Below are 21,093 nucleotides of genomic sequence, written 5' to 3'. Positions count from 1 at the left end.
TCAGGTGTGGGCCGGTGACGTTTTGGCGACCAAAGCCGCCAGAGCGTCACGGCCCGCGGGGGGGGGTCCGGTTCAGCCGGCCGTTGACGTCGGCCACCACGCCGATCGACAAGGGGCCGATCGACAAGGGGCCGATCGACAAGGGAAAGAGATTCCGGCCGACCGCATCGTTCTCGATCGCGGCGGCGTGGCGGATCGAGACGTCCGTTTCGTTTCGGGTGATCAAGTCGAGTGTGCAGGCAAGGCGCAATTCGATCTCGATCTCGGGAAAAAGCGCGGCGAACTCGGCCAAGACCGGGGCCAGCAGGGAATGCGCTGTCCTCGGGTCGGCCGAAAGGCGGATACGGCCGGATGCCTCGCGTTCAGGCGGCTCGGATCCATCGCCGAACGCGGATGGCGCCCGCTTGTCCCGGCGACACCACCAAGGCGCAGACCGCTACCGCCCCAGGATCAGGCGGCGGCGCAGCCAGCTCGACAGCGCATCCATCGACACCACGAGCAGAATGGTCAGGATGATGATGTAGAGCGTGTTCTCCCAGTCGCGGGAGGTGCGCATGGTCTCCACCAGCATCAGCCCGATGCCGCCGGCCCCCAACGCGCCGATGACGGTGGCCGACCGCATGTTGGATTCCAGATAGTACAGCCCCTGCGAGACGAACACCGGCAGGATCTGCGGAATGACCCCGAAGCGATAGCGCTGCCATCGGTTGGCGCCGGTGGCCTGGACGCCCTCGATCTGCTTTTTGTCGATGTTCTCCAGCGCCTCGGAAAACAGCTTTCCGAGCGTGCCCGTGTCGGTAAATGCAATGGCCAGAGCGCCGGTCAGCGGTCCCAGCCCGAAGGCCCGGATGAAGATCAACGACCAGATCAGCATGTCGATGCCGCGCAGGAAGTCGAACAGGCGGCGCAGGGCAAAGCGCACGGGGCCGATGCGGTTGAAGGTCCGCGCCGCCGCGAAGGCCAGCGGCAACGCGACCAGCGCAGCGGTCAAGGTCCCCAGCACGGCCATCAGCACGGTTTCAAGCAGGGCGATGGCGACGGCGCGGTGTTGCCATTCCCTGTTGGTCCAGATGGTCTCGGCCATCAGCGCAAGATTGGATTGATCCGGGTCGAGACGGGGCGCGGAAAACGCCAGGTCCACCAGTTCCCCGACCGACTTGCCGTGCAGTTGGGAGCCGAACGGAAAGAAAAAGTGCTCCCAGCCCAGGAAGAAGCGATGGATCTCCATCTTGGAGCGCGTGACCTGCACACGCCGGTCGATGGTGGGACGGGCATCGAACTTGACCAGGGTGTCGGTCTGGACGTTATAGCCCTCGCGCACCCAGTCTGGCTTTTCGCCGCTGTACGCGATGCGCACGCCGTCGTCGGTGGCCGTGACCGTGATGGGGCCGCTTTCGGGTGTGGTCAGGGTCAGGGTTTGGCCGTCGATGGTCACCGTATGGCCTTCGCCCAGATCGACGAACACGTCCTCGCCGGCCGCGTCGGCCCGGACCCAGTCCGGCAAGTGCTCGTAGGTGGCCGTCCGCTCGCCCTCGACCGCGACCTCGAAGCCGGGATTGCGCAGGCTTTTGGTGACATGGACCTTGTGGGCCACGGAATCGGTCGCCAGCAGCACGGCGCGCTGCGGCTCGGCGGTGCGGATCAGATGCGGAATGTCGAAGGCGAACCAGGCATAGACCAGATAGAGCAGCACCAGCCCCAGGGCGACCAGACCGGCGCGGCTGCCCAGGCGAACACGGCGCACGGCGGCGGCGTGCCGTTCCATGAGGGTTTCATCGGTGGCACAGGCTGTCGCGGCGTCGCTCATGCCACCGTCCTCTGGGTCAGAAGCGTGCCCGAGACCAAACTGCGCCGCACAACCCCGGAAAACTGATCGATGACCATGATGGAGGCGAACAGCAGCAGCAGGAGCGCGGCGGTTTCCTCGCCGCTGCCCCAACCGATGGTGCGGCGCAGTTCCGCGCCCAGGCCGCCGGCTCCGACGAAGCCCAGGATGGCCGAGGCGCGCACGTTGATCTCGAAGCGCATCAGAAAATAGCTGGTGTAGTTCGGCAGCACCTGCGGCAGCACGCCGAAGCGCATGCGTTGCAGCCAGCCGGCGCCGACCGCCTGAAGGCCCTCGATGGGGCGGCGGTCCACGTTCTCGTTGACCTCGGAAAACAGCTTGCCGAGCGCGCCGATGGTGTGAACGGCGATGGCGATCATGGCCGGCACCGAACTGGCGCCCAGCACAAAGATCAGGAACAGGGCCAGGATCAGTTCCGGAAAGGCGCGCATGACATCCATCAGGCGGCGCGAGACGGGGATCAGGGGCGGCCAGACATCCAGGTTGCGGGTGCTGAGAAAGGCGAACACCATCGCCAGCAGGCCGCCCAGAATGGTGGCCGTCGCGGCGATGTTGAGCGTTTCGATCAGGGCCGGCATGAAGCCCCAGGCGATCCCCCAGAAGGCCCAGCCGCTGGCCCAGGCCTCCTCGACGATGTCGCCGGGATAGTCCAGGAACTGCATCATGCCCCGGACGAAGCCGCCGGAGTTCATGGTCTCCGCCTGGGTATAGCCCCCGGCCAGGATGGCGGCCACGATCAGCACCGTCAGCAGCGAATAGACGCGCCGGCGCTGTTCCATGGCGACGATGTCGGCATGCTGGCCCAGGTTGATGGCGGGGGAACTCATGGCGGCGGTGGGGTCCTTTGAGCGCGGCTGTGCCATCCCTGTTGAGTCAGCCCTGACGGGAGATGGCAGCCCAGCCCCTCCCCCCGGAGGGGGGAGGCTGGGAGGGGGGAGTCTCGAAGACCGGGTCCTTGGCGTTTTGGCGCATCAACCCCACCCCAACCCTCCCCTTCCAGGGGAGGGAGTCACCGAATCGCGATCCGAAAAAGGAGCGGGGCGCCATGCCGGCCGGCCCGTATCCCGATCCATCAGGACACGGACCGACCGACGAAGACGTTCCTCAGTCGCCCATCTTGACCTTGCGGGCCTCGATGACGCTGACATAGGCCTCATGCGTGATCGGCGCGATGCCCTTGATCTCGCCGGCCATGAAGGAGTACGCGCACTCGGGGTCCATCGACTCCAGGCTGGCGATCAGGCCGGTCACCTTCAGCTTGACGTCTTCCGGCAGCGCCTGGCGCAGCACGATGGGACCTTCGGGAATGACGTTGGAGCGCCAGATCTCGACCAGCTCGGTCATGTCCACCAGACCGGCGTCGACGGCCTTGCGGAAGGCGCCGGAGTTGAAGCCGTCTTCCCACTCGCCCAGGCCATCGGCCCAGGTCACGCCGCCGTCATAGTCGCCGTTGTAGACGCCGACGATGGTCTGTTCGTGACCGCCGGAGAAGACCACGTCGCCGAAGTAATCGCCCGGCTCCATGCTGTAGCCCTTCTGGGGGATCTCGATGGACGGGATGAGATAGCCGGAGGTGGAGTTCGGGTCGCCGAAGGCGAACACCTTGCCGTCCATGTCCTCCAGCGAGGCAATGCCGCTGTCGGCGCGGGCAAAGCCGATGGAGTGATAGCCGTAGCTGCCGTCGACGTTGATCTTGACCAGGACAGGCTCAACGACGTCGGGGTCTTCCAGGTAGACCTTGGCGTAGCCGGAGGCGCCCAGCCAGGCCAGGTCCAGGTTGCCGCCGATCAGGCCTTCGATGACGCCGTTGTAGTCGGCCGGGGCGAACAGCTTGGTCTCGACGCCCAGCAGCTCTTCGACCTTGGTGCGCAGGCACTCGTTGGAGCGCAGGCGGTCGGAGGCGTTCTCACCCCCCAGAATGCCGATGCGGAACTCGTCGATGGACGCGTCCTGGGCCTGGGCGGCGGGAATGAAGGCGGTCGCGGCCGTCAGCGCGGCGGCGGAGACAGCGACGGTCTTGAGCGACAGGGAGAGGGTCACGGGTGTCCTCCTTGAGACATGCGAAGGGTGGTCGTGTGGGGCGGGTCTGACGGGAAACGGCCCCGGGCGGGGTGCCCGGGGCCGTCGGATCAGGATCAGGCGGAGGCCTGCACCGGCCGAAGGTAGGCCTCGGCTTCGGCGCGGGGCACGTCGTCCAGCGAGGTGGAGGTGACTCCCTCATCGAACGACTCGTCGGCGCCATAGATTTCGCGCGCGACGTCGGTGGTGACCGCGCTGGCGGGACCGTCGAAGACGATTTCGCCGGCCCGCATGCCGATGACGCGGTCGCAGTAGGTGCGGGCGGTGTCCAGGGTGTGCAGGTTGCAGATCACGGTCAGGCCGTCGCGCTCGTGAATCTCGCGCAGGGACGACATGACGATCTGGGCGCTCATGGGGTCGAGCGAGGCGATCGGCTCGTCGGCCAGAATCATGCGCGGGTCCTGGGTCAGCGCGCGGGCGATGGCGACGCGCTGTTGCTGCCCGCCGGACAGCTCCTCGGCGCGCTGCATGGCCTGCTCGGCGATGCCAAGGCGCTCCAGGGCGCGCAGGGCGCGGGCAATGTCCTCGCGGCTGAACATTTTCAGCAGGCTGCGCACGGTGCCATGTCGGTTCAGGCGCCCCAGCATGACGTTGGTCAGCACGTCCAGACGCGGCACCAGGTTGAACTGCTGGAAGATCATGGCGCAGTCGCGCTGCCAGTCGTGGCGGGCGCGGCCGCGCAGGGACAGGACGTCGCGGCCGTCGATCACGATGCGCCCCTCGGTCGCCGGGGTCAGGTGGTTGATCATGCGCAGCAGCGTGGACTTGCCGGCCCCGGACCGACCGATGATGCCCACCATCTGCGGCGTGGGCACCGAGAACGTGGCCGCCTTGACGGCGGTGACGCTGCCGAAGCGCTTCGTCAGGCCGGTCACCTGCATGGCGTATCCCTTGCGGTCGCTGGATCCCGTCGTGCCCTGGGCCGAACGGGTGAACGGCCCGGACCCTATCAAGGGGCGCGGGGTGGGCGAAGACAGATTCGGGCACCCGCCAAAAATTAACGGAAGTGAAACACAGGCTCGGACTCGTGCTGGGCCGGGTCAGGCCAGTCACAGGCTGTCACAAAACATCAATAAATCTGTCACGCTATTTGCTTTGACCAAGGGGGACCCGCCGTGTACCCGCTGGATCAGCGATATGGTCTCCGGCCCGTCCTGACCGGAGCGCCGGCATCCGTCGTGTAATCTAGTGATCTAGTCGTCTATACAATTGGTCTCGCGATCCCGAACGGGGTCTGCGCCGGAATGAAGGATAGGTCCGCTCCATGGCCTCGGCCGCGCCGTCCCCAGACCCCGACACCGCCGCGCGGCAACGCTGGATGCGGGTGCTCTCCCTTGCGCCCGTGGACCGCCTGGAGGCCGCCTGGCGCGACGTGTCAGACCCGCCGGTTCCCCGCACGGCGCGCCCGCCCGAGATCGGCACCGCCATGGTGACGGGCCGCGCCGGCGGCACGGGCGCACGATTCAACCTGGGTGAGATGACGCTGACCCGCTGCGCCGTGGCCATCGACGGCGCCGACGGGGCGACCCGCGTCGGCCACGGCGCGGTCGCCGGGCGCGCCAGCCGCCACGCCGAACTGGCGGCGCTGTTCGATGCCCTGCTTCAGGACCCGGCCCGCCGCGATGAACTGACGAAGGCGGTGATCGAGCCCCTGGCGGCGTTTCTTGAAGAGCGGCGCTGCGACGAGTCGCGCCAGGCTGCGGCCTCGCGGGTGGACTTCTTCACCATGGTCAGGGGCGAATGATGGACACACGCCATGCCACCAACGCCGCGCCCGCGCCCGCGCCCGGCCTGGCCGATCCGGTGTTCGATGCCCAGCGGCTGTTCCGCGCCGCACTGGAGGCGCTGTCGCGTCCCGGCACGATCCAGGCCCTGCCCGTGGACCTGACCCCGCCGGCGCCGCTCACGCCTTGGGCCGCCGCCCTGGCCCTCACCCTGCTCGATCTTGAAACGCCGGTCTGGCTGGACCCCGCTCTGGAGGCCCAGGCGGTTCGGGACTGGCTGCGCTTTCACGCCGGATGCCCGCTCGTTGCCACGCCGGACGAGGCCGCCTTCGCCCTGGTCGGGGACGCCTCCGCGCTGGATGACCTCTCGGCGTTTCCCATCGGTGCGGCCGAATACCCCGACCAGGGCGCGACCCTGATCGTCCAGGTGGCGGGTCTGCGCGCCGATGCCGGCTGGACGCTGTCCGGCCCCGGGATCAAGGGCCGCACACGCCTGGCCGTGGCGGGCCTGCCGGCCGCCTTTCCGGCCATCTGGGCAGAGAACGCGGCACTCCATCCCCAGGGCGTCGACATCTTTTTGTGCGCGCCCCACGCTCTGGCGGCGCTGCCCCGGTCCGTGACCGTGCGAGAGGACTGAGCCATGTACGTCGCGGTCAAGGGCGGCGAGGCCGCCATCGACGCCGCCCACGCCCAGCTTGCCGCGCGGCGCCGGGGCGATCCCGACCTGGCCGCGCTGACGGTGGCCCAGATCCGCGATCAGATGGCGCTGGCGGTGGCGCGCATCATGGCCGAGGGCTCGCTCTATGACCCCGATCTGGCCGCGCTGGCGCTGAAACAGGCCTGGGGCGATGTGGCCGAGGCCATCTTTCTGGTGCGGGCCTATCGCACCACGCTGCCCCGGCTGGCTGTCACGCGTCCGCTGGACACCGCCGCCATGGCGGTGCAGCGGCGCGTCTCGGCCACCTTCAAGGACCTGCCGGGCGGGCAGGTGCTGGGGCCGACCTTTGACTACACGCACCGCCTGATCGACTTCGCGCTCGCCGCCGAGCACGGCGAGGACGCAAGTAATCCCCCGCCCTCCGCGGAAGAGCCGCTGGACGCGGCCATGCCGCGGATCGCGGACATTCTGGACACCGACGGCCTGATCGAACCCGAAACCGATGCCGACGACCCCGATCCCGACGCGCCGGTGCCGGATCTGACGCGCGCGCCGTTGACCTTTCCCGCCGGGCGCGCCCTGCGGCTTCAGGCGCTGGCGCGCGGTGACGAGGGCTTTTTGTTGTCGCTGGCCTATTCCAGTCAGCGCGGCCACGGCACCACCCATCCCTTCGCCGGCGAGATCCGCATGGGGACCGTCGAGGTCGAGATCATCCCCGAGGACCTGGGCTTTCCCGTCACCATCGGCGTCGTCACCGTGACCGAATGCCAGATGGTCAACCAGTTCCAGGGCAGCCGGACCGCGCCGCCCCAGTTCACGCGCGGTTATGGGCTGGTGTTCGGTTTTGCCGAGCGCAAGGCCATGGCCATGGCCCTGGTGGACCGCGCCCTGCGCGCGCCCGATCTGGGCGAAGCCGTCGTGGCCCCGGTCCAGGATGAAGAGTTCGTGCTGTCCCACCTGGACGTGGTCGAGGCCAGCGGCTTCGTGCAGCACCTGAAGTTGCCGCACTACGTCGATTTCCAGGCCGAGCTGGATGCCGTCAGGCGCATGCGCCGGGCCGCATCGGGCGAGGGAGCGTCCTCATGAGCCAGCCCGACGCCGGCGTGACCTTCGGCTATCTCGACGAGCAGACCAAGCGCATGATCCGCCGCGCGCTGCTGAAGGCGGTGGCCATTCCGGGCTATCAGGTGCCGTTCGCCGGGCGCGAAATGCCGCTGCCCTACGGCTGGGGCACCGGCGGCATTCAGGTCACGGCCAGCATCATCGGGCCCGAAGACGTGCTGAAGGTGATCGACCAGGGCGCCGACGACACCACCAACGCGGTGTCCATCCGCCGCTTCTTCCGCCGCGTGGCCGGCGTGCGCACCACCGAGCGCACGCGCGAGGCGACCCTGATCCAGACCCGCCACCGTATTCCCGAAACGCCGCTCGGCCCCGGCCAGATCCTGGTCTATCAGGTGCCCATCCCGGAGCCGCTGCGCTTCATGGAGCCGCGCGAGACCGAAACCCGCCGCATGCACGCGCTGGCGGATTACGGCGTCATGCATGTCAAGCTGTACGAGGACATCGCGCATTATGGTCGCGTGGCGACATCCTATGACTATCCGGTCATGGTCAACGGCCGCCATGTCATGGCGCCCTCGCCGATCCCCAAGTTCGACAACCCCAAAATGCACGACGCGCCGTTTCTTCAGCTTTTCGGCGCGGGGCGCGAAAAGCGCATCTACGCGGTGCCGCCGCATACCAGCGTCGTCAGCCTGGATTTCGAGGATCACCCGTTCGAGGTGCAGGGGTGGGACCGGGTCTGCGACCTGTGCGGCGCCGATGACAGCTATCTCGACGAGGTCGTGACCGACGACATCGGCGGGCGCCTGTTCGTGTGTTCGGACAGCGACTATTGCGCCGGCCGGCGCGCCGACGGCCACCAGGGACCGGCCGCCGCCAGCGCCGCCGGCGAGGCCCTGGCGGACACCATGGAGCAGGTCGCCCGCGAACACGCGTCGGAGGACCCGGCATGAGCGCGGCCGCCCTGATGACGGAGGCAGACCCGCCGCTTCTGACCGTCGCCGGGCTGGGCAAGGCGTTCGGGGCGCGGCCGGCGTGCGCGGACATCTCCTTCGACCTGTATGCCGGCGAGGTGCTGGGTGTGGTGGGGGAATCCGGATCGGGCAAGACCACGCTGTTGCGCTGCCTGTCCGGCGGCCTGACCCCGGATGCCGGAACCGTCCTCTATCGCCCCGCAGAGGGCGGCCAGGCCCTGGACGTGCATGCCCTGCCGGAGGGCCGACGCCGCCTGTTGATGCGCACCGACTGGGGCTATGTCCATCAGGACCCGCGCGACGGCCTGCGCATGGGGGTGTCCGCCGGGGCCAACATCGGCGAACGCCCGATGGCGCTGGGGGCGCGCCATTACGGCCGCATCCGCGCCGACGCCGCCGACTGGCTGGCGCGGGTGGAGATCGAGTCCGACCGCCTGGACGACCGCCCGACGACCTTTTCCGGCGGCATGCGCCAGCGCCTTCAACTGGCGCGCGTTCTGGTCAGCGGTCCGCGTCTGGTGTTCATGGACGAGCCCACGGGCGGGCTGGACGTCTCGGTTCAGGCGCGCTTGCTCGACCTGCTGCGCGATCTGGTCACCCGCCTGGGGCTGGCCGCCGTCATCGTCACCCATGACCTGGCGGTGGCGCGGCTTCTGGCGCACCGGCTGATGGTCATGAAGGACGGCCGGGTGGTCGAACACGGCCTGACCGACCAGGTTCTGGACGATCCGCATCATCCCTATACCCAGCTTCTCGTCTCGTCGGTGTTGCAGGCATGACCGGCCCCGAACGCGCCATGATCCGGGCCGAGGGCCTGGCCAAGACCTTCGTCCTGCACACCCAGGGCGGGGCCGAAATCCCCGTGTTCCGGAACGTTTCCCTGACCGTCCATGCCGGCGAGGTGGTGGCGCTTCACGGTCCGTCCGGGGCCGGCAAGTCCACGCTGCTGCGCACCCTGTATGCCAACTATCGGCCCGATGCCGGCCGGGTCATGGTGCGCCACGGTGAGGCCGAGGACGACTGGGTGGATCTGGCGAGCGCGCCGCCGCGCGCGGCCCTGGCCCTGCGCCGCCGCACGCTGGGCCACGTCAGCCAGTTCCTGCGCGTCATTCCGCGCGTGCCCACCCTGGATGTGGTGGCCGAACCGCTGGTCGCCCTGGGCGAGGAGGTCGGGGCCGCCCGCGCCCGCGCCGGCGCCCTGCTGAGCCGCCTCAACATCCCGGAGCGGCTGTGGCCGCTGGCCCCGGCGACCTTCTCCGGCGGTGAACAACAGCGCGTCAACGTCGCCCGTGGGTTCGTCGCGCCCCGTCCCATCCTGCTGCTGGACGAGCCCACGGCCTCGCTGGACCTGGCCAACCGCGATATTGTCGTGGCGCTGATCGCCGAGGCATGCGCCGCCGGCGCCGCCCTTGTCGGAATCTTTCACGATCCGGCGGTGCGCGAGGCGCTGGACGCGCGCCTCTTCACGCTGACCGCGCGAGACACCTGCTCATGACTGCCCGCATGCTGTCCGAAGCTCCCACCCTCGACCCGACCGCGACCGTGACCGACTGCGTCCTGGGGCGCTGGACCGAGGTGCAGGCCCGCGTCAGCCTGACCGAGACGACGCTGGGGGATTACAGCTATGTCTGTAACGACAGCGAGGTGATCTCCACGACCATCGGCAGGTTCGCGTCCATCGCCGCGCATACCCGGCTGAACCCCGGCAACCATCCCATGGCGCGGGCCAGCCAGCACCACTTCACCTATCGCGCGTCCCAGTTCGGCATGGGTCCGGACGATCCGGCGGTCTTCGACTGGCGTCGCGCCAGTCCCGTGACCGTCGGTCATGATGTCTGGATCGGCCACGGCGCCATCGTGCTGCCGGGCGTGACCATCGGCGACGGCGCGGTGGTGGCCGCGGGCGCCGTGGTCAGCCGGGACGTGGCCCCCTACACCATCGTGGCCGGGGTGCCGGCGAAACCGATCCGCGAGCGCTTTGCGCCGGAGATCGTCGCCGCGCTCGGGCGGCTCCGCTGGTGGGACTGGGATCACGACACGCTGACGGCGCGCCTGGAAGACTTCCGGACGCTGGACATCGAGGCCTTCTGCGCCCGCTACGATCCGGGCTGAGGGCTACGGCCGTTCGCCCCGCGCCAGACGGGCCGACAGGTCATCCAGCACGGCCGGCAGGTCGGCGGTGGTCTCGATCACCACATGGGCGCCGGTCCGCGCCAGCACGCCCCGCGCTCGGTCAACGCGGGCGGTGCGTTCGGCGTCGGGCAGGGCGGCCAGCTCCGTCGCCGACAGTCCGGTCTCGTTGCCGCAGGCGGCCACCGCGACGACCCAGGTGCCGGCGTTCAGGCCTTCCTCGACATCGGCCGGCGTGTCGCCGACCTTAACCACGGCCTCCGGCGGGTAGACCGCCAGATCCGTCAGCACCCGCCATAGCAGGTAGGGACCGGGGCGGCCGCGCGGCAGGTCTCCGGCACAGGCCAGGGCATCGACCGTCAGGCCCTGTTCGGCGGCCCGGGCGAGGCAGATCTCCATGATGTCGCGGGTATAGCCGGTGGTGGAGCCGATGGCGAGGCCGCGCGCGCGGGCCGCCGCCAGGGCCTCGACCACACCCGGAATGACCTCGGCGTATTGCCCGACCACATCGATCTGGCGCGGCAGAAAGACCTCATACAACGCATCCACATCGTCTTCGCTGAAGTCCCGGCCATGGGCCTCGCGCCAGGCCGCCGCGACGCGGGGTGTGCGACCGACGGCGGCGATATGGTCGCGCTTGGGCAGGCCCATGGGGGCGCGGGCTTCAGACTCGCTGACCGGCGCGCCGGCTTCGGTGAAGATGGTCCGGAAGACGGCCGCCGGCGCCCGGCACCCGAAGTCGATCAGGGTGCCGGCCCAGTCGAACACGACGGCGCGCAGGGGGCCGGTGTAGGCGCGGGTATAGCGGTGAGTCATGGCAGGTGAACTCCCATCTCGGCGCAGGCATCGGCCATGGCGGCGACGGCGGCGCGCATATCGGCGGGGGTCACCTGACCGATGCAGCCGACGCGGAAGGTCTCGGCCTCGGTCAGTTTGCCGGGATAAAGCATGAAGCCGCGCCGCTTGACCGCCTGATAGAAGGTCGGAAAGTCGAAGGCCGGATCCTTCGGGCACCGGAAGGTCACGATGATCGGGCTCATCACATCCGCCTCCAGGAACGGCCGGATGCCGATGGCGGCCATGGCCTCGACCAGCGCCGCACGGTTGGCCTCATAGCGGGCCCCGCGCCCCGTCAGGCCGCCCTCGGCCTCGTAGGCGTCCAGCGCGGCGGCCAGCGCAACCACCACATGGGTGGGCGGGGTGAAGCGCCATTGGCCGGTGGCCTCCATGTGGCGCCACTGGTCGAACAGGTCGAGGCTGAGGGAATGGGCGTTGCCGGCGCCCTGTTCCAGCGCATCCCGGCGCACCAGCGCCCAGCCGAAGCCGGGCACGCCCTCCAGGCACTTGTTGGCGGAGGCCACCACGGCGTCATAGCGGATGCGCCCCGGGTCGAGGTCGAGCGCGCCGAAGCTGCTCATGGCGTCCACCAGCAGCCGCCGGCCATGGCGGGCAACCACCTCGGCAATGGCCTCGACCGGGTTCAGGATGCCCGACGAGGTCTCGCAATGGACCACGACCACATGCGTAATGGCCGCGTCCTCATGCAACAGGGCGTCCACCTGCTCGGGGGTCGGCGGCAGATAGTCGCCCGTGTCCAGCACGACCGGAGCCCGCCCCATGACGCGCAGCGTGCGGGCGATGCGCTGGCCATAGGCACCGTTCATCAGCACCAGGGCCTTGCCGTCGGCGGGCACCAGGGTGCCCAGCATGGCTTCGACCACGAAGCTGCCGGACCCCTGCATGGGCACGCATGCGAAGTCGCGCCCCGCCGGCCCCAGGATGGCCAGCAGGCGGCGGCGAATGTCGGCGGTGACGGCGCGGAAGTCGTCGTCCCACGAGCCCCAGTCCCGCAGCATGGCGGCCTTGACGGCGATGTCGGTGGTGGCGGGACCGGGGGTCAGCAACAGGGGATCACGCATCAACGGGCTCTTGAGGCTGCGGGATGGACAACGGCGGCACAATGCGTCGGCCGGCCCACGCGGGCACATGACGGTTTCTTGAAATCCGGGCGCCGCCCAGCCCGTCCCCAGACGCGGAGGCTGAGGGGGAGGCTGAGGGGGAGGCTGAGGCGGAGGCGGAGGCTGAGGCGGCGACGGCCGAGGCGGTGGGGCCTCCGACGACGCCGCCCGCGTGCCCGCCGAGATCCTGCAGGACCCGGCGGCCCGGCAACGCCCGATTGACCCTGCTCCAAGACGGTGGACACCTCAGTCAAGCGCCCTCGGGAGCGGATCGGCGCGCCGTCCGACATCAAGCCCCGGGCCCACCGTCCGGCGGGTCCGGGGCGAGATGCGCGCACGCCGGCGTGACGATCAGCGTCGGCACGCCGTGAGCTGCGAGAAGTTCACCACCGCGCCCTGACGCAGCGATACGCTGCACAGGAAGCCCTGCGAGTCGCTGACCGCATACCAGTGGCTCTCCCAGGTCTTGGCCCCATTGGCGACGACCCAGGACGTGCCCGGCGCGATCACGTCACCGCCGGGTGAAACGGTCCCGTTGTAGTCGATCCAGGCGATGGACCAGGGGAAACCGCCGTCGTTGAAAAGCGTGAACTGAGTGACATCGGTCTGCGCGCCGGCCGACGGCACGATCTGTCCCCACGAGGGCACGTTCGTCGCCACCGGCTGCCCCGCCTGCGGCGCCGACGCCACCGGCGTGCTCGCGGTCTGCCTGCGGCAGGCTTGCACGTCCTCCGGGCTGTCCGGCAGGTACTGTGGCGGCTGTGCGGCCGGCGTGCAGGTGTACTTGACCGTGGTCAGGACGATCGACTGCCCGTTGCTCAACTGCGTCGTGGCCACCCATTGCCACACCGCGAACAGTCCGCGCTCCTCCATCTGTTCCAACGACAGGCTAATGGTGGTTTCCGTGCCCGTCATGCCGGCGGTGGCAAGCTCCTGGCTCATGCGCTGACCGACCGAGCGCTCCTGGCTGGCGGTCACGCTGGTGCTGGCCGAGGCCCCGCCGAACGCAACCCCCGCCTCCAGCGTCACCGACAGCGCCTCGCGGATCTCGCTGCTGGTCTCGACGGTGTTGGTGGTCGTGTTGGTGATTTCCTGCTTGAAGGTCATGTCGCAGAACTGCTGGCAGACGCGAACCCACTGCCCTGTCACCTTGCCCGCGGACACCCGCTGGCGCGGCTGGGTGGCGAACACGTAACTCTCGTCGCTCTGCTTGGCGCTCAGGATTCCGACCGGCTGGATGTTGCGGGGATCGACGAGCCACAGGCTGCCGGCGTTGTCGAAGTTGAAGCGGATGAGAACCCCGGGCTGATTGCTGACTTCAATGGCGAAGACGCCATTCTCGCCATCGCACCCGTGGCCCTGCACGCGCGCCAGGGTGACGGTGACATAGCCGCCGCCGCCGACCGGCGCGCCGATCTGCTGGCCGATCCCGACGTTGCCTTCATAGCAGTTGTGATACGCGGCGCTGATCGTAAACGTGACAGGCGGATTGCCCTCGCCGTTGACCAGATGAAGATCGAAGATTCGGCTGGCGGCTTGGCCCGAAGCGGTCGAGAACACGAGCACCAGGGCGCCCAGCACGAACGTGCAGGCGGCTTGGCGGAACCGGGAGCGATGGAACACGGACATCTCCTCATAACGCGTATGTCGCGGGATGTGCGTGCGTGATCGGACAGACAAAGCCCACCACGCCGCAATGGCGCCCCAGCGTTCGAGCAGAGTTCCGGGCGGGCGATTTCCGAAGAAATCATGATGGTCTATTTAGATCATCAATACCATGACCAATTCAGCCTCTGTAATTATAGGGCAATGCCAGAAAAGATGGAGTTACACCAAAGGTCACCGTCAGGTGCCGCTGGTATTATTTCGTCACCCGCCACGCCCGCCAACCGCCGTGGTGGGTGATCTCCTCGGCGCCCTCCAGACCGGCGGGCTCGCAGACGAAGCCCTTGACGCGGCTGCCGTCGGCCAGGGTCACGGAGCCGATGGCCAGGGGCGGCGGCACCTCTTCGGTGAAGGCCCCGAACGCGGCACGGGACAGCGCCCAGACCTCCACCTCCAGGCCCGGCCCATCGACCCCGGGCGACCGGACCAGCCCGGGTTTGGCCGGCGTCGTGCCGGCCAGGGCATACAGCCGATAGTCCGGCGCGGTGCGGGTCGTGCGCAGCAGGGCGGCCCCTCGCCCCGTCAGTTGATGGTTCAGCGGCTGGCCGGTCAGGTGCGCCCCGACCACGGCGAGATGCACCGTGCCGTCCGCCCCCTCGAAGGGGGCCAGGTCCGGGGCCACCGTCCGGTGCAGGGCATCGCCCAGCGCCGCCAGCGCCCCGTCGCTGAAGGCCGGGCCGATCAGCGTGACGCCGAAGGGCAGGCCGTTGCCCTCGCGGAACCCGGCGGGAACCGCCACGGCCGCCAGATCCAGCAGGTTCACGAAGTTGGTGTAGAGGCCCAGATTGGCGTTCAGCGCCACCGGGTCGGCCTCAACCTCTGCGACGCGGTACTGGGTGGGCGCGGTCGGCAGCAGCATCGCGTCCATGGCGGCCCATTGCGCCTCAGTCTCGCGCTTCAGCGCCGCCAGCCGGTGCAGGCCGTCGAAGGCATCGCGGGCGGACCGCCCGCCGCCGCCCAGGATGATCCCGGCCACGGTGGGGTCGCAGGCGTCTTCGTGCGCCCGGATGAAGTCGCCGACGGCCGCCTCGCGCTCGGCCACCCACGGGCCGGCGTACAACAGCGCGGCGGCGGCCTGGAACGGCCGGTAGTCAAACGCAACGATCTCCCAGCCCAGGGCGCGCGCCCGGTCGATGGCGGCGTCATAGAGCGCGGCGGCGGCATGGTCGCCCTTGACGTCCCGGTCCGCCGGCGCCAGCACGCCCATCCGAGGGTGGGGCGGCAGCGGCACGGGCGCGGCCACCCGGGACCACGGATCGGCGGGGTCGAAGCCCTCCGCCACCCGGCGCACCCGGTCGGCGTCGGCCACGTCATGGGCGAAGACGGTCACGCAGTCCAGCGAGGCGCAGGCCGGCACCACACCCCGGGTGGACAGCAGGCCCTTGGACGGCTTGATCCCGACCAGATTGTTGAACGCCGCCGGCACGCGCCCAGACCCGGCGGTGTCGGTCCCCAGCGCGAACGCCACCAGCCCCGCCGCCACGGCCACCGCCGAGCCGCTGGACGAGCCGCCGGAGACATAATCGCGATCGAACACGCAGCGCGGCGCGCCGTGGGGGCTGCGCGTGCCCACCAGTCCGGTCGCGAACTGGTCCATGTTGGTGCGCCCGATCAGGATCGCCCCGGCCGCCTTCAGACGGGCGACGACGGGGGCGTCCTCGTTCGGCAGATACGCATAGACCGGACAGGCCGCCGTGGTCGGCAGGCCCGCCGTGTCGATGTTGTCCTTGACCGCGAACGGCACGCCGTACAGCGGCTTGCCCTCGGGTCCGGCCGCCTCCAGCGCCTCGGCGGCGGCCAGGGCCTCGTGCTCCGGCACCAGCGCGACCCAGACGGCGGGGTCCACCGCCTGATAGGCCCGGATGCGGGCAAAAGCCGCGCGCACGGCGGCCACCGGCGAAGCGGCGGCGAGAACGCCCCGCACGGTCATGTCGAACCCGCTCATGCCCCAGTCTCCCGCAGCAGGATCATCAACGGCTGGCCGGCGCGCACCTCCTGGCCCGCCTGCACCAGCACATCCTCGACCACCCCCGCGCCCGGGGCCGTGACCTCCACCTCCATCTTCATGCTCTCCAGAATGGCCAGCGGCTGGCCTGCCTCGACCCGGGCCCCCTGGTCCACGAGCAGCTTCCAGACCGAGCCGTGCAACACCGCGTCGGCGGTCAGTCCGTTTTCGGGCAGGCGCAGGCCGTCCGTCGGAGACGGGGCGTCGGCCTCGGCGGGCGAGACCACGTTGAGGCCGGCCTCTTCCCAGCGGCGGCGCTCTTCGTCGAACGCCGCCTGTCGGTGCGCCTGGAAGGCCGCGATGCTGTCGGCGTTCTCCGCCTCGAACCGGCGCTGGGCGGCCAGGTCGAAGGTCCCGTCCTCCACACGGATGTCATAGGACCCGTGCGGAAAGGCGTCGCGCGCCTCGGCCAGATCTTCCGCCGAGACCGGGAAGAACTTGATGCGGTCGAAGAAGCGCAGCAGCCAGGGCGTGCCGTCCCGGAAGTACGGCGTCGTCCGCCACGTGTTCCAGACCTGGATGGTCCGGCCCACGAACTGGTAGCCGCCCGGCCCCTCCATGCCGTAGATGCACAGGTAGGCGCCGCCGATGCCGACGGCGTTCTCGGGTGTCCAGGTCCGCGCGGGGTTGTACTTGGTGGTCACGAGGCGGTGGCGCGGATCCACCGGCGTCGCCACCGGCGCGCCCAGGTACACATCGCCCAGGCCGAGCACCATGTAGTTCGCCCCGAACACGATGTCCTTGACCGCCTGTTCGTCCGTCAAGCCGTTGATGCGGCGGATGAACTCGATGTTGGAGGGGCACCAGGGCGCATCCGGGTTCACGCCCGACTGATACTTGCGGATGGCCTCCCGCGTGCTTTCGTCATCCCACGACAGCGGCAGATGGACAGTGCGCGAGGGCACGCGGATGTCGTCCACCGCCGGCAATTCGGCCTCCAGATTGGCGAGCACGTCCAGCACCCGCGCGGGCGATGTCTCGGCGGCATCGAAATGCACCTGCAGCGAGCGAATGCCCGGCGTCAGGTCGATCAGGCCGGGCAGCCGCTCGGCCTGCACGCGCTCCATCAGGGCATGGGCCTGGAAGCGCAGGGTCAGGTCCAGCTTGGGCGGGCCGAACTCCACCAGAATGGTGTCGTCGCCGCCCCGGCGGTACACCATGTCCGTCTCGCCCGTCCGGCCCCGGCGCATCACCGCGTCCCGGCGGTCGTCCGGACCGTGAACGGCGGGCGCGGCCGGCGGCGGCGTCAGGTTCGCAATGGCCCGATCCTGGGCCGCGCGGCGGGCCTCGGCCTCGGCCGTGGTCAGGGGCTGGAAGCGGACCCGGTCGCCCGGCTTGAGCTGGCCGACCTTCCACATCTCGGCCAGGGCCACGGTGACGGGGCAGACGAACCCACCCAGGCTCGGCCCATCCGGCCCCAGGATGATCGGCATGTCGCCGGTGAAGTCGAGCGCGCCCACCGCATAGGCGTTGTCGTGGATGTTGGACGGATGCAACCCGGCCTCGCCCCCGTCCGGGCGCGCCCAGGCCGGCTTGGGGCCGATCAGGCGCACCCCGGTGCGGGCGGAGTTGAAGTGCACCTCATAGGCCGTGTCGAACAGCGTTTCGATGTCCGCGTCAGTGAAGAAGTCGGGCGCGCCGTGCGGCCCGTACAGAACGCCCAGGGTCCAGTCGTGAGTCAGGGCGGGCTTCAGCGCCTCCGGCAGGGTGGCGGTCGGCCCGGCCTCGGCATCCACATTGATCCGCAGCGCGTCGCCGGTCTGCACCGCGCCGGTGGCGTGGCCCCCGAACCGGCCCAGGGTGAACGCGGACCGGCTGCCCAGGTAGGCCGGCACGTCGAAGCCGCCGCGCACGGCCAGATAACACCGGCTGCCGGGGCCGTCCACGGTACCCAGCGCCAGCGTCTGGCCGGCGGAGACGGCGACCGGCGCCCACAGCGGCACCGACCGGCCGTCCAGGGTCGCCCGCATGGCGGCGCCCCCCAGCGCGATCACGGTGTCGGTGTGGAAGCGCAGCGTCGGCCCCATCATGGCGCATTCCAGGGCGGGCGCGCCCTCGGGGTTTCCGAGCAGGCGATTGGCGAGGCGGAACGAGAGCGCATCCATGGGACCGGAGGGCGGCACGCCCACGTCCCAGTGACCCAGACGGCCCGGCCAGTCCTGCACGGTGGTCTGGGCGCCGGGGGCCAAGACTTCCACGATGCGCGCCCGCGCCTGGAACGTGCCGAGGCGTTTGGTCGCGACCTCACCCGCCGCGAACCAGTCGGTGGCGACGACCTGGGCCAGATAGTCCGCGTTGGTCTCCAGCCCGGCCAGTTCGGTGCGGGCCAGCGCGTCCCGCAAGGCCGCGATGGTGGACGGTCGGTCGGGGCCGGTCACGATCAGCTTGGCCAGAAGGTTGTCATAGAACGCCGAGACCTCCGTTCCCGTTTCCACCCAGCCGTCCACGCGAGCGTCGTCGGGAAACACCACATGGGTCAGCCGCCCGGCCGAGGGGCGGAAGGCGCGGGCCGGATCCTCGGCGTTCAAACGGACCTCGATGGCGTGGCCCTGCGGCGTGGGCACATCCAACGGCAGGACCTGCCCGGCCGCCTGCCGCACCATCCAGTCCACCAGATCGACGCCGAAGATGCTCTCCGTGACACCGTGTTCGACCTGAAGGCGGGTGTTCACCTCCAGGAAGTGGAAGCGGTCGGCGTCCGCGTCATAGATGAACTCCACCGTGCCCGCGCTCTCGTAGGCCACGGACTCGCCCAGCGCCACGGCGGCCGCGGGCAGGGCGGCACGGGTAGCCTCGGGCAGGGTGGGCGCGGGCGCTTCCTCGACCAGCTTCTGATTGCGCCGCTGCAACGAGCAGTCCCGTTCCCCGAGGGCCACGACGCGCCCCTTGCCGTCGCCGAAGATCTGAACCTCCAGGTGGCGGGCCGTTTCGACGAACTTTTCCAGGAACACACCCGCATCGCCGAAGTTGCCCTGACCCAGGCGGCGGACCACCTCGAACTCGCGCACCAGTTCGGCCTCGTCCCGGCACAGGCGCAGGCCGATGCCGCCGCCGCCGGCGGTGCTCTTCAGCATCACCGGATAGCCGATGTCCGCCGCCGCCGTTTTGGCCGCATCCAGGTCCGCCAGCAGCCCGGAGCCGGGCAGCAGAGGGACCCCGGCCGCCTCGGCCGCCGCCCGGGCCTCGTGCTTCAAACCGAAGCGGCGCAGGTGTTCCGGACGCGGCCCGATGAAGGCGATGCCCTCGGCCGCCAGCGCCTCGGCGAAGGCGACGGATTCCGACAGGAAGCCATACCCCGGGTGGACGGCCTGGGCGCCGGTCTCGCGGCACGCGGCCAGCACGGCCGGGATGTTCAGGTAGCTTTCGCCCACCGGCGGCGGGCCCAGACGCACGGCCGCGTCGGCCTCGCGCACATGGGGGGCGTGGCGGTCGGCGTCGGAATAGACGGCGACGGCCCGCACGCCCATGGCCTCGAGCGTGCGGATCACCCGCCGGGCGATCTCGCCCCGGTTGGCGATGAGTACGGTATCGAACATGACCGGACGATCCCTTCCCTCAGTCCCAGACCAGCACGTCGATGGGGGTCGGGTTGTAGGCGTTGCACGGGTTGTTGAGCTGCGGGCAGTTGGAGATCAGGACGATCACGTCCATCTCGGCCCGCATCTCCACGTACTTGCCCGACCCGCTGATGCCGTCGGCGAAGGTCAGGCCGCCGTCCGGAGTGACCGGCACGTTCATGAAGAAATTGATGTTGTGGGTGATGTCGCGCTTGGTGAGGCCGAACTCGTCGCGCTCGGCCACCGCCCGCAGCCAGGAATCCCGGCAGGCGTGCATGCACTTCGTGTCCAGGGCATAGCGCACGGTGTTGCTTTCCGTGGCGCAGGCCCCGCCCAGGGTGTCGTGCCGCCCGCAGGTGTCGGCCGTGATGGTCAGCATCGGCCGGGTCTCGGTGGACATCAACACGGACCCGGCGGTCAGGTAGACGTTGCCCTGTGCGCGGATGGTGTCGATGGCGCTGTAGCGCTCGGCCGGATCGGCGGCGGCATAGAACAGGGTGTCGGCGGCCTGGTTGCCCTCCAGGTCGAGGATCCGCAGGGTCTGGCCCGCCTTGACGACCTCCATCCAGTAGTCGCCGGCCGGCACGGTCCGGCGATAGACGGCGGTCTCCGGCGTCAGGGTGCTTTCCTTCATCATGGGTCTTGTCCTCCCCCTCGTGTCAGGCGCCGATCCCGGGCGCGCAGGCGGTGTAGCGCTCGGTGTTGGCGAAGCCGCGTTCGTTCTCCGGTCGCGCGGTGCGGCACGGGTCGTCGTCGGCCACCGGCGCGGCCGGAAGGACCTGATAGCGGATCGGCTTGCGGGGGTAGTCCGGGGCCGGGTTCATGGGGTGCGGGCAGGTGTGGAACAGCACCAGCGTGTCCATCTCGAAGCGCAGATCCACATGCGCGCCCGGTGCGCTGTTCGCGGGGTCGAACGACAGGTTTCCGTCGGCATCCGGGGCGACCTTGGAGAACCAGTTGACGTTCGCCGCCATGTCGCGCTTGCCCAGGCCGTACTTGCCGGCCTCGACCAAAAAGCTGTCGCGGCCGTTCTGCGTCCAGTCGTTGCGAGCCTCTTGATAGGTCTTCTCGCCCCACTTGGCGGCGACCATGGCGCGGGTGGTCACCCCACCCACGGTGTCGTGCCAGCCCACCGTGTCGGCGACGATGGAACAGAAGATGCGGCCCATGTCGGAATACAGGCAGTGCCCGGCGGTCAGCTTGAAGGTGTGCTGGCACTTGAGCGTGTCGGGCGCGTTGTAGCGCTCCAGCGGGTTGGCCGGGTTGTAGAACAGCATGCCCACGTTGGCCCCGCCCTCGATGTCGATCAGGCGCAGCAGCATCCCGCGGCGCAGGGTCAGCGACCAGTGGGCGCCGCCCGGGATGTCGTCCTCGTAGAGAATGGCGTCACGCATGACGGTCTCCTTTCCATGAACATCATCCCGGGCCGTCC

General features: G+C 69.6%; 18 protein-coding genes and 1 pseudogene. 7 read left to right on the top strand and 12 right to left on the bottom strand.

All coding sequences use genetic code 11. From position 1 onward, the window contains the following. Nucleotides 1-46 precede the first annotated feature (46 nt). The 5 genes and pseudogenes from GHC57_RS07495 to phnC all read right to left on the bottom strand — a co-directional run. Nucleotides 47-349, bottom strand: a pseudogene (locus tag GHC57_RS07495) (LysR substrate-binding domain-containing protein); the annotation flags it as partial. Nucleotides 350-436: 87 nt separating this feature from the next. Next, entirely contained in the window at nucleotides 437-1,807 is a 1,371-nt protein-coding gene (phnE, locus tag GHC57_RS07490) for a phosphonate ABC transporter, permease protein PhnE (protein WP_211369139.1), read from the bottom strand. Further along, nucleotides 1,804-2,673: a phosphonate ABC transporter, permease protein PhnE gene (gene phnE / locus GHC57_RS07485; RefSeq protein ID WP_153342789.1), complete on the bottom strand. Its 870-nt coding sequence runs from the start codon at nucleotides 2,671-2,673 to the stop codon at nucleotides 1,804-1,806. Before phnE (GHC57_RS07485) ends, phnE (GHC57_RS07490) begins: the two co-directional genes overlap by 4 nt. A gap of 277 nt (nucleotides 2,674-2,950) precedes the next feature. Continuing rightward, nucleotides 2,951-3,886 carry a phosphonate ABC transporter substrate-binding protein gene (phnD, locus tag GHC57_RS07480; protein ID WP_211369138.1) on the bottom strand — a complete coding sequence of 312 codons (936 nt, stop codon included), beginning with the start codon at nucleotides 3,884-3,886 and terminating at the stop codon, nucleotides 2,951-2,953. A 95-nt stretch (nucleotides 3,887-3,981) separates the two neighbouring features. Further along, complete coding sequence (phnC, locus tag GHC57_RS07475) at nucleotides 3,982-4,800, bottom strand: phosphonate ABC transporter ATP-binding protein (protein WP_425500658.1); 819 nt, start codon at nucleotides 4,798-4,800, stop codon at nucleotides 3,982-3,984. A gap of 389 nt (nucleotides 4,801-5,189) precedes the next feature. On the opposite strand from phnC, the gene phnG reads away from it, so the two are divergent. From phnG to GHC57_RS07440, 7 genes are read left to right on the top strand one after another with little or no spacing between them, the layout of a single operon-like run. After that, nucleotides 5,190-5,669, top strand: coding sequence for a phosphonate C-P lyase system protein PhnG (gene phnG / locus GHC57_RS07470; RefSeq protein ID WP_153342785.1), 480 nt, complete (start codon nucleotides 5,190-5,192; stop codon nucleotides 5,667-5,669). Continuing rightward, nucleotides 5,669-6,286: a phosphonate C-P lyase system protein PhnH gene (gene phnH / locus GHC57_RS07465; RefSeq protein WP_153342783.1), complete on the top strand. Its 618-nt coding sequence runs from the start codon at nucleotides 5,669-5,671 to the stop codon at nucleotides 6,284-6,286. The genes phnG and phnH overlap by 1 nt, the downstream gene beginning before the upstream one ends. Nucleotides 6,287-6,289: 3 nt before the next feature. Further along, a complete protein-coding gene (locus GHC57_RS07460) occupies nucleotides 6,290-7,393 on the top strand; it encodes a carbon-phosphorus lyase complex subunit (protein WP_153342781.1) in 1,104 nt (367 codons plus the stop codon). Next, nucleotides 7,390-8,325, top strand: coding sequence for an alpha-D-ribose 1-methylphosphonate 5-phosphate C-P-lyase PhnJ (locus GHC57_RS07455; protein WP_153342779.1), 936 nt, complete (start codon nucleotides 7,390-7,392; stop codon nucleotides 8,323-8,325). Before GHC57_RS07460 ends, GHC57_RS07455 begins: the two co-directional genes overlap by 4 nt. Beyond that, a complete protein-coding gene (phnK, locus tag GHC57_RS07450) occupies nucleotides 8,322-9,125 on the top strand; it encodes a phosphonate C-P lyase system protein PhnK (protein ID WP_153342777.1) in 804 nt (267 codons plus the stop codon). Before GHC57_RS07455 ends, phnK begins: the two co-directional genes overlap by 4 nt. Then, entirely contained in the window at nucleotides 9,122-9,841 is a 720-nt protein-coding gene (gene phnL / locus GHC57_RS07445) for a phosphonate C-P lyase system protein PhnL (RefSeq protein WP_153342775.1), read from the top strand. Before phnK ends, phnL begins: the two co-directional genes overlap by 4 nt. Next, nucleotides 9,838-10,458 (top strand): DapH/DapD/GlmU-related protein, encoded by a 621-nt coding sequence (locus GHC57_RS07440; protein WP_153342773.1) that lies wholly within the window; start codon nucleotides 9,838-9,840, stop codon nucleotides 10,456-10,458. Before phnL ends, GHC57_RS07440 begins: the two co-directional genes overlap by 4 nt. A gap of 3 nt (nucleotides 10,459-10,461) precedes the next feature. On the opposite strand, the gene phnX is transcribed toward GHC57_RS07440, so the two are convergent. The 7 genes from phnX to GHC57_RS07405 all read right to left on the bottom strand — a co-directional run bounded on the left by phnX (nucleotide 10,462) and on the right by GHC57_RS07405 (nucleotide 21,055). Then, a complete protein-coding gene (gene phnX, locus GHC57_RS07435) occupies nucleotides 10,462-11,292 on the bottom strand; it encodes a phosphonoacetaldehyde hydrolase (RefSeq protein ID WP_153342771.1) in 831 nt (276 codons plus the stop codon). Beyond that, nucleotides 11,289-12,395: a 2-aminoethylphosphonate--pyruvate transaminase gene (locus GHC57_RS07430; RefSeq protein WP_153342768.1), complete on the bottom strand. Its 1,107-nt coding sequence runs from the start codon at nucleotides 12,393-12,395 to the stop codon at nucleotides 11,289-11,291. The genes phnX and GHC57_RS07430 overlap by 4 nt, the downstream gene beginning before the upstream one ends. Nucleotides 12,396-12,785: 390 nt before the next feature. Further along, entirely contained in the window at nucleotides 12,786-14,057 is a 1,272-nt protein-coding gene (locus tag GHC57_RS07425; protein ID WP_153342766.1) for a hypothetical protein, read from the bottom strand. 238 nt (nucleotides 14,058-14,295) lie between these two features. Further along, complete coding sequence (atzF, locus tag GHC57_RS07420) at nucleotides 14,296-16,044, bottom strand: allophanate hydrolase (RefSeq protein ID WP_153342764.1); 1,749 nt, start codon at nucleotides 16,042-16,044, stop codon at nucleotides 14,296-14,298. Beyond that, a complete protein-coding gene (uca, locus tag GHC57_RS07415) occupies nucleotides 16,041-19,640 on the bottom strand; it encodes an urea carboxylase (protein ID WP_153342762.1) in 3,600 nt (1,199 codons plus the stop codon). Before uca ends, atzF begins: the two co-directional genes overlap by 4 nt. Nucleotides 19,641-19,659: 19 nt before the next feature. Further along, the gene (locus GHC57_RS07410) at nucleotides 19,660-20,298 is read right to left on the bottom strand and encodes an urea amidolyase associated protein UAAP2 (protein WP_153342760.1); all 639 of its coding nucleotides are present in this window, start codon (nucleotides 20,296-20,298) and stop codon (nucleotides 19,660-19,662) included. A gap of 22 nt (nucleotides 20,299-20,320) precedes the next feature. Then, a complete protein-coding gene (locus GHC57_RS07405; RefSeq protein ID WP_153342758.1) occupies nucleotides 20,321-21,055 on the bottom strand; it encodes an urea amidolyase associated protein UAAP1 in 735 nt (244 codons plus the stop codon). Between the last annotated feature and the right edge of the window lie 38 nt (nucleotides 21,056-21,093).

This window comes from Roseospira navarrensis (assembly GCF_009601025.1).
GTDB classification, from domain to species: Bacteria; Pseudomonadota; Alphaproteobacteria; order Rhodospirillales; family Rhodospirillaceae; genus Rhodospira; species Rhodospira navarrensis.
This window is presented reverse-complemented; position numbering and strand designations above follow the sequence as displayed.

What these genes read in the sequence shown, in the direction of transcription:
- phnE (WP_211369139.1), bottom strand. Translation starts at nt 1,807, where the DNA reads ATGAGCGACGCCGCGACAGCCTGTGCCACCGATGAAACCCTCATGGAA.
- phnE (WP_153342789.1), bottom strand. Translation starts at nt 2,673, where the DNA reads ATGAGTTCCCCCGCCATCAACCTGGGCCAGCATGCCGACATCGTCGCC.
- phnG (WP_153342785.1), top strand. Translation starts at nt 5,190, where the DNA reads ATGGCCTCGGCCGCGCCGTCCCCAGACCCCGACACCGCCGCGCGGCAA.
- phnH (WP_153342783.1), top strand. Translation starts at nt 5,669, where the DNA reads ATGGACACACGCCATGCCACCAACGCCGCGCCCGCGCCCGCGCCCGGC.
- GHC57_RS07460 (WP_153342781.1), top strand. Translation starts at nt 6,290, where the DNA reads ATGTACGTCGCGGTCAAGGGCGGCGAGGCCGCCATCGACGCCGCCCAC.
- GHC57_RS07455 (WP_153342779.1), top strand. Translation starts at nt 7,390, where the DNA reads ATGAGCCAGCCCGACGCCGGCGTGACCTTCGGCTATCTCGACGAGCAG.
- phnK (WP_153342777.1), top strand. Translation starts at nt 8,322, where the DNA reads ATGAGCGCGGCCGCCCTGATGACGGAGGCAGACCCGCCGCTTCTGACC.
- phnL (WP_153342775.1), top strand. Translation starts at nt 9,122, where the DNA reads ATGACCGGCCCCGAACGCGCCATGATCCGGGCCGAGGGCCTGGCCAAG.
- GHC57_RS07440 (WP_153342773.1), top strand. Translation starts at nt 9,838, where the DNA reads ATGACTGCCCGCATGCTGTCCGAAGCTCCCACCCTCGACCCGACCGCG.
- phnX (WP_153342771.1), bottom strand. Translation starts at nt 11,292, where the DNA reads ATGACTCACCGCTATACCCGCGCCTACACCGGCCCCCTGCGCGCCGTC.
- GHC57_RS07430 (WP_153342768.1), bottom strand. Translation starts at nt 12,395, where the DNA reads ATGCGTGATCCCCTGTTGCTGACCCCCGGTCCCGCCACCACCGACATC.
- atzF (WP_153342764.1), bottom strand. Translation starts at nt 16,044, where the DNA reads ATGAGCGGGTTCGACATGACCGTGCGGGGCGTTCTCGCCGCCGCTTCG.
- uca (WP_153342762.1), bottom strand. Translation starts at nt 19,640, where the DNA reads ATGTTCGATACCGTACTCATCGCCAACCGGGGCGAGATCGCCCGGCGG.
- GHC57_RS07410 (WP_153342760.1), bottom strand. Translation starts at nt 20,298, where the DNA reads ATGATGAAGGAAAGCACCCTGACGCCGGAGACCGCCGTCTATCGCCGG.
- GHC57_RS07405 (WP_153342758.1), bottom strand. Translation starts at nt 21,055, where the DNA reads ATGCGTGACGCCATTCTCTACGAGGACGACATCCCGGGCGGCGCCCAC.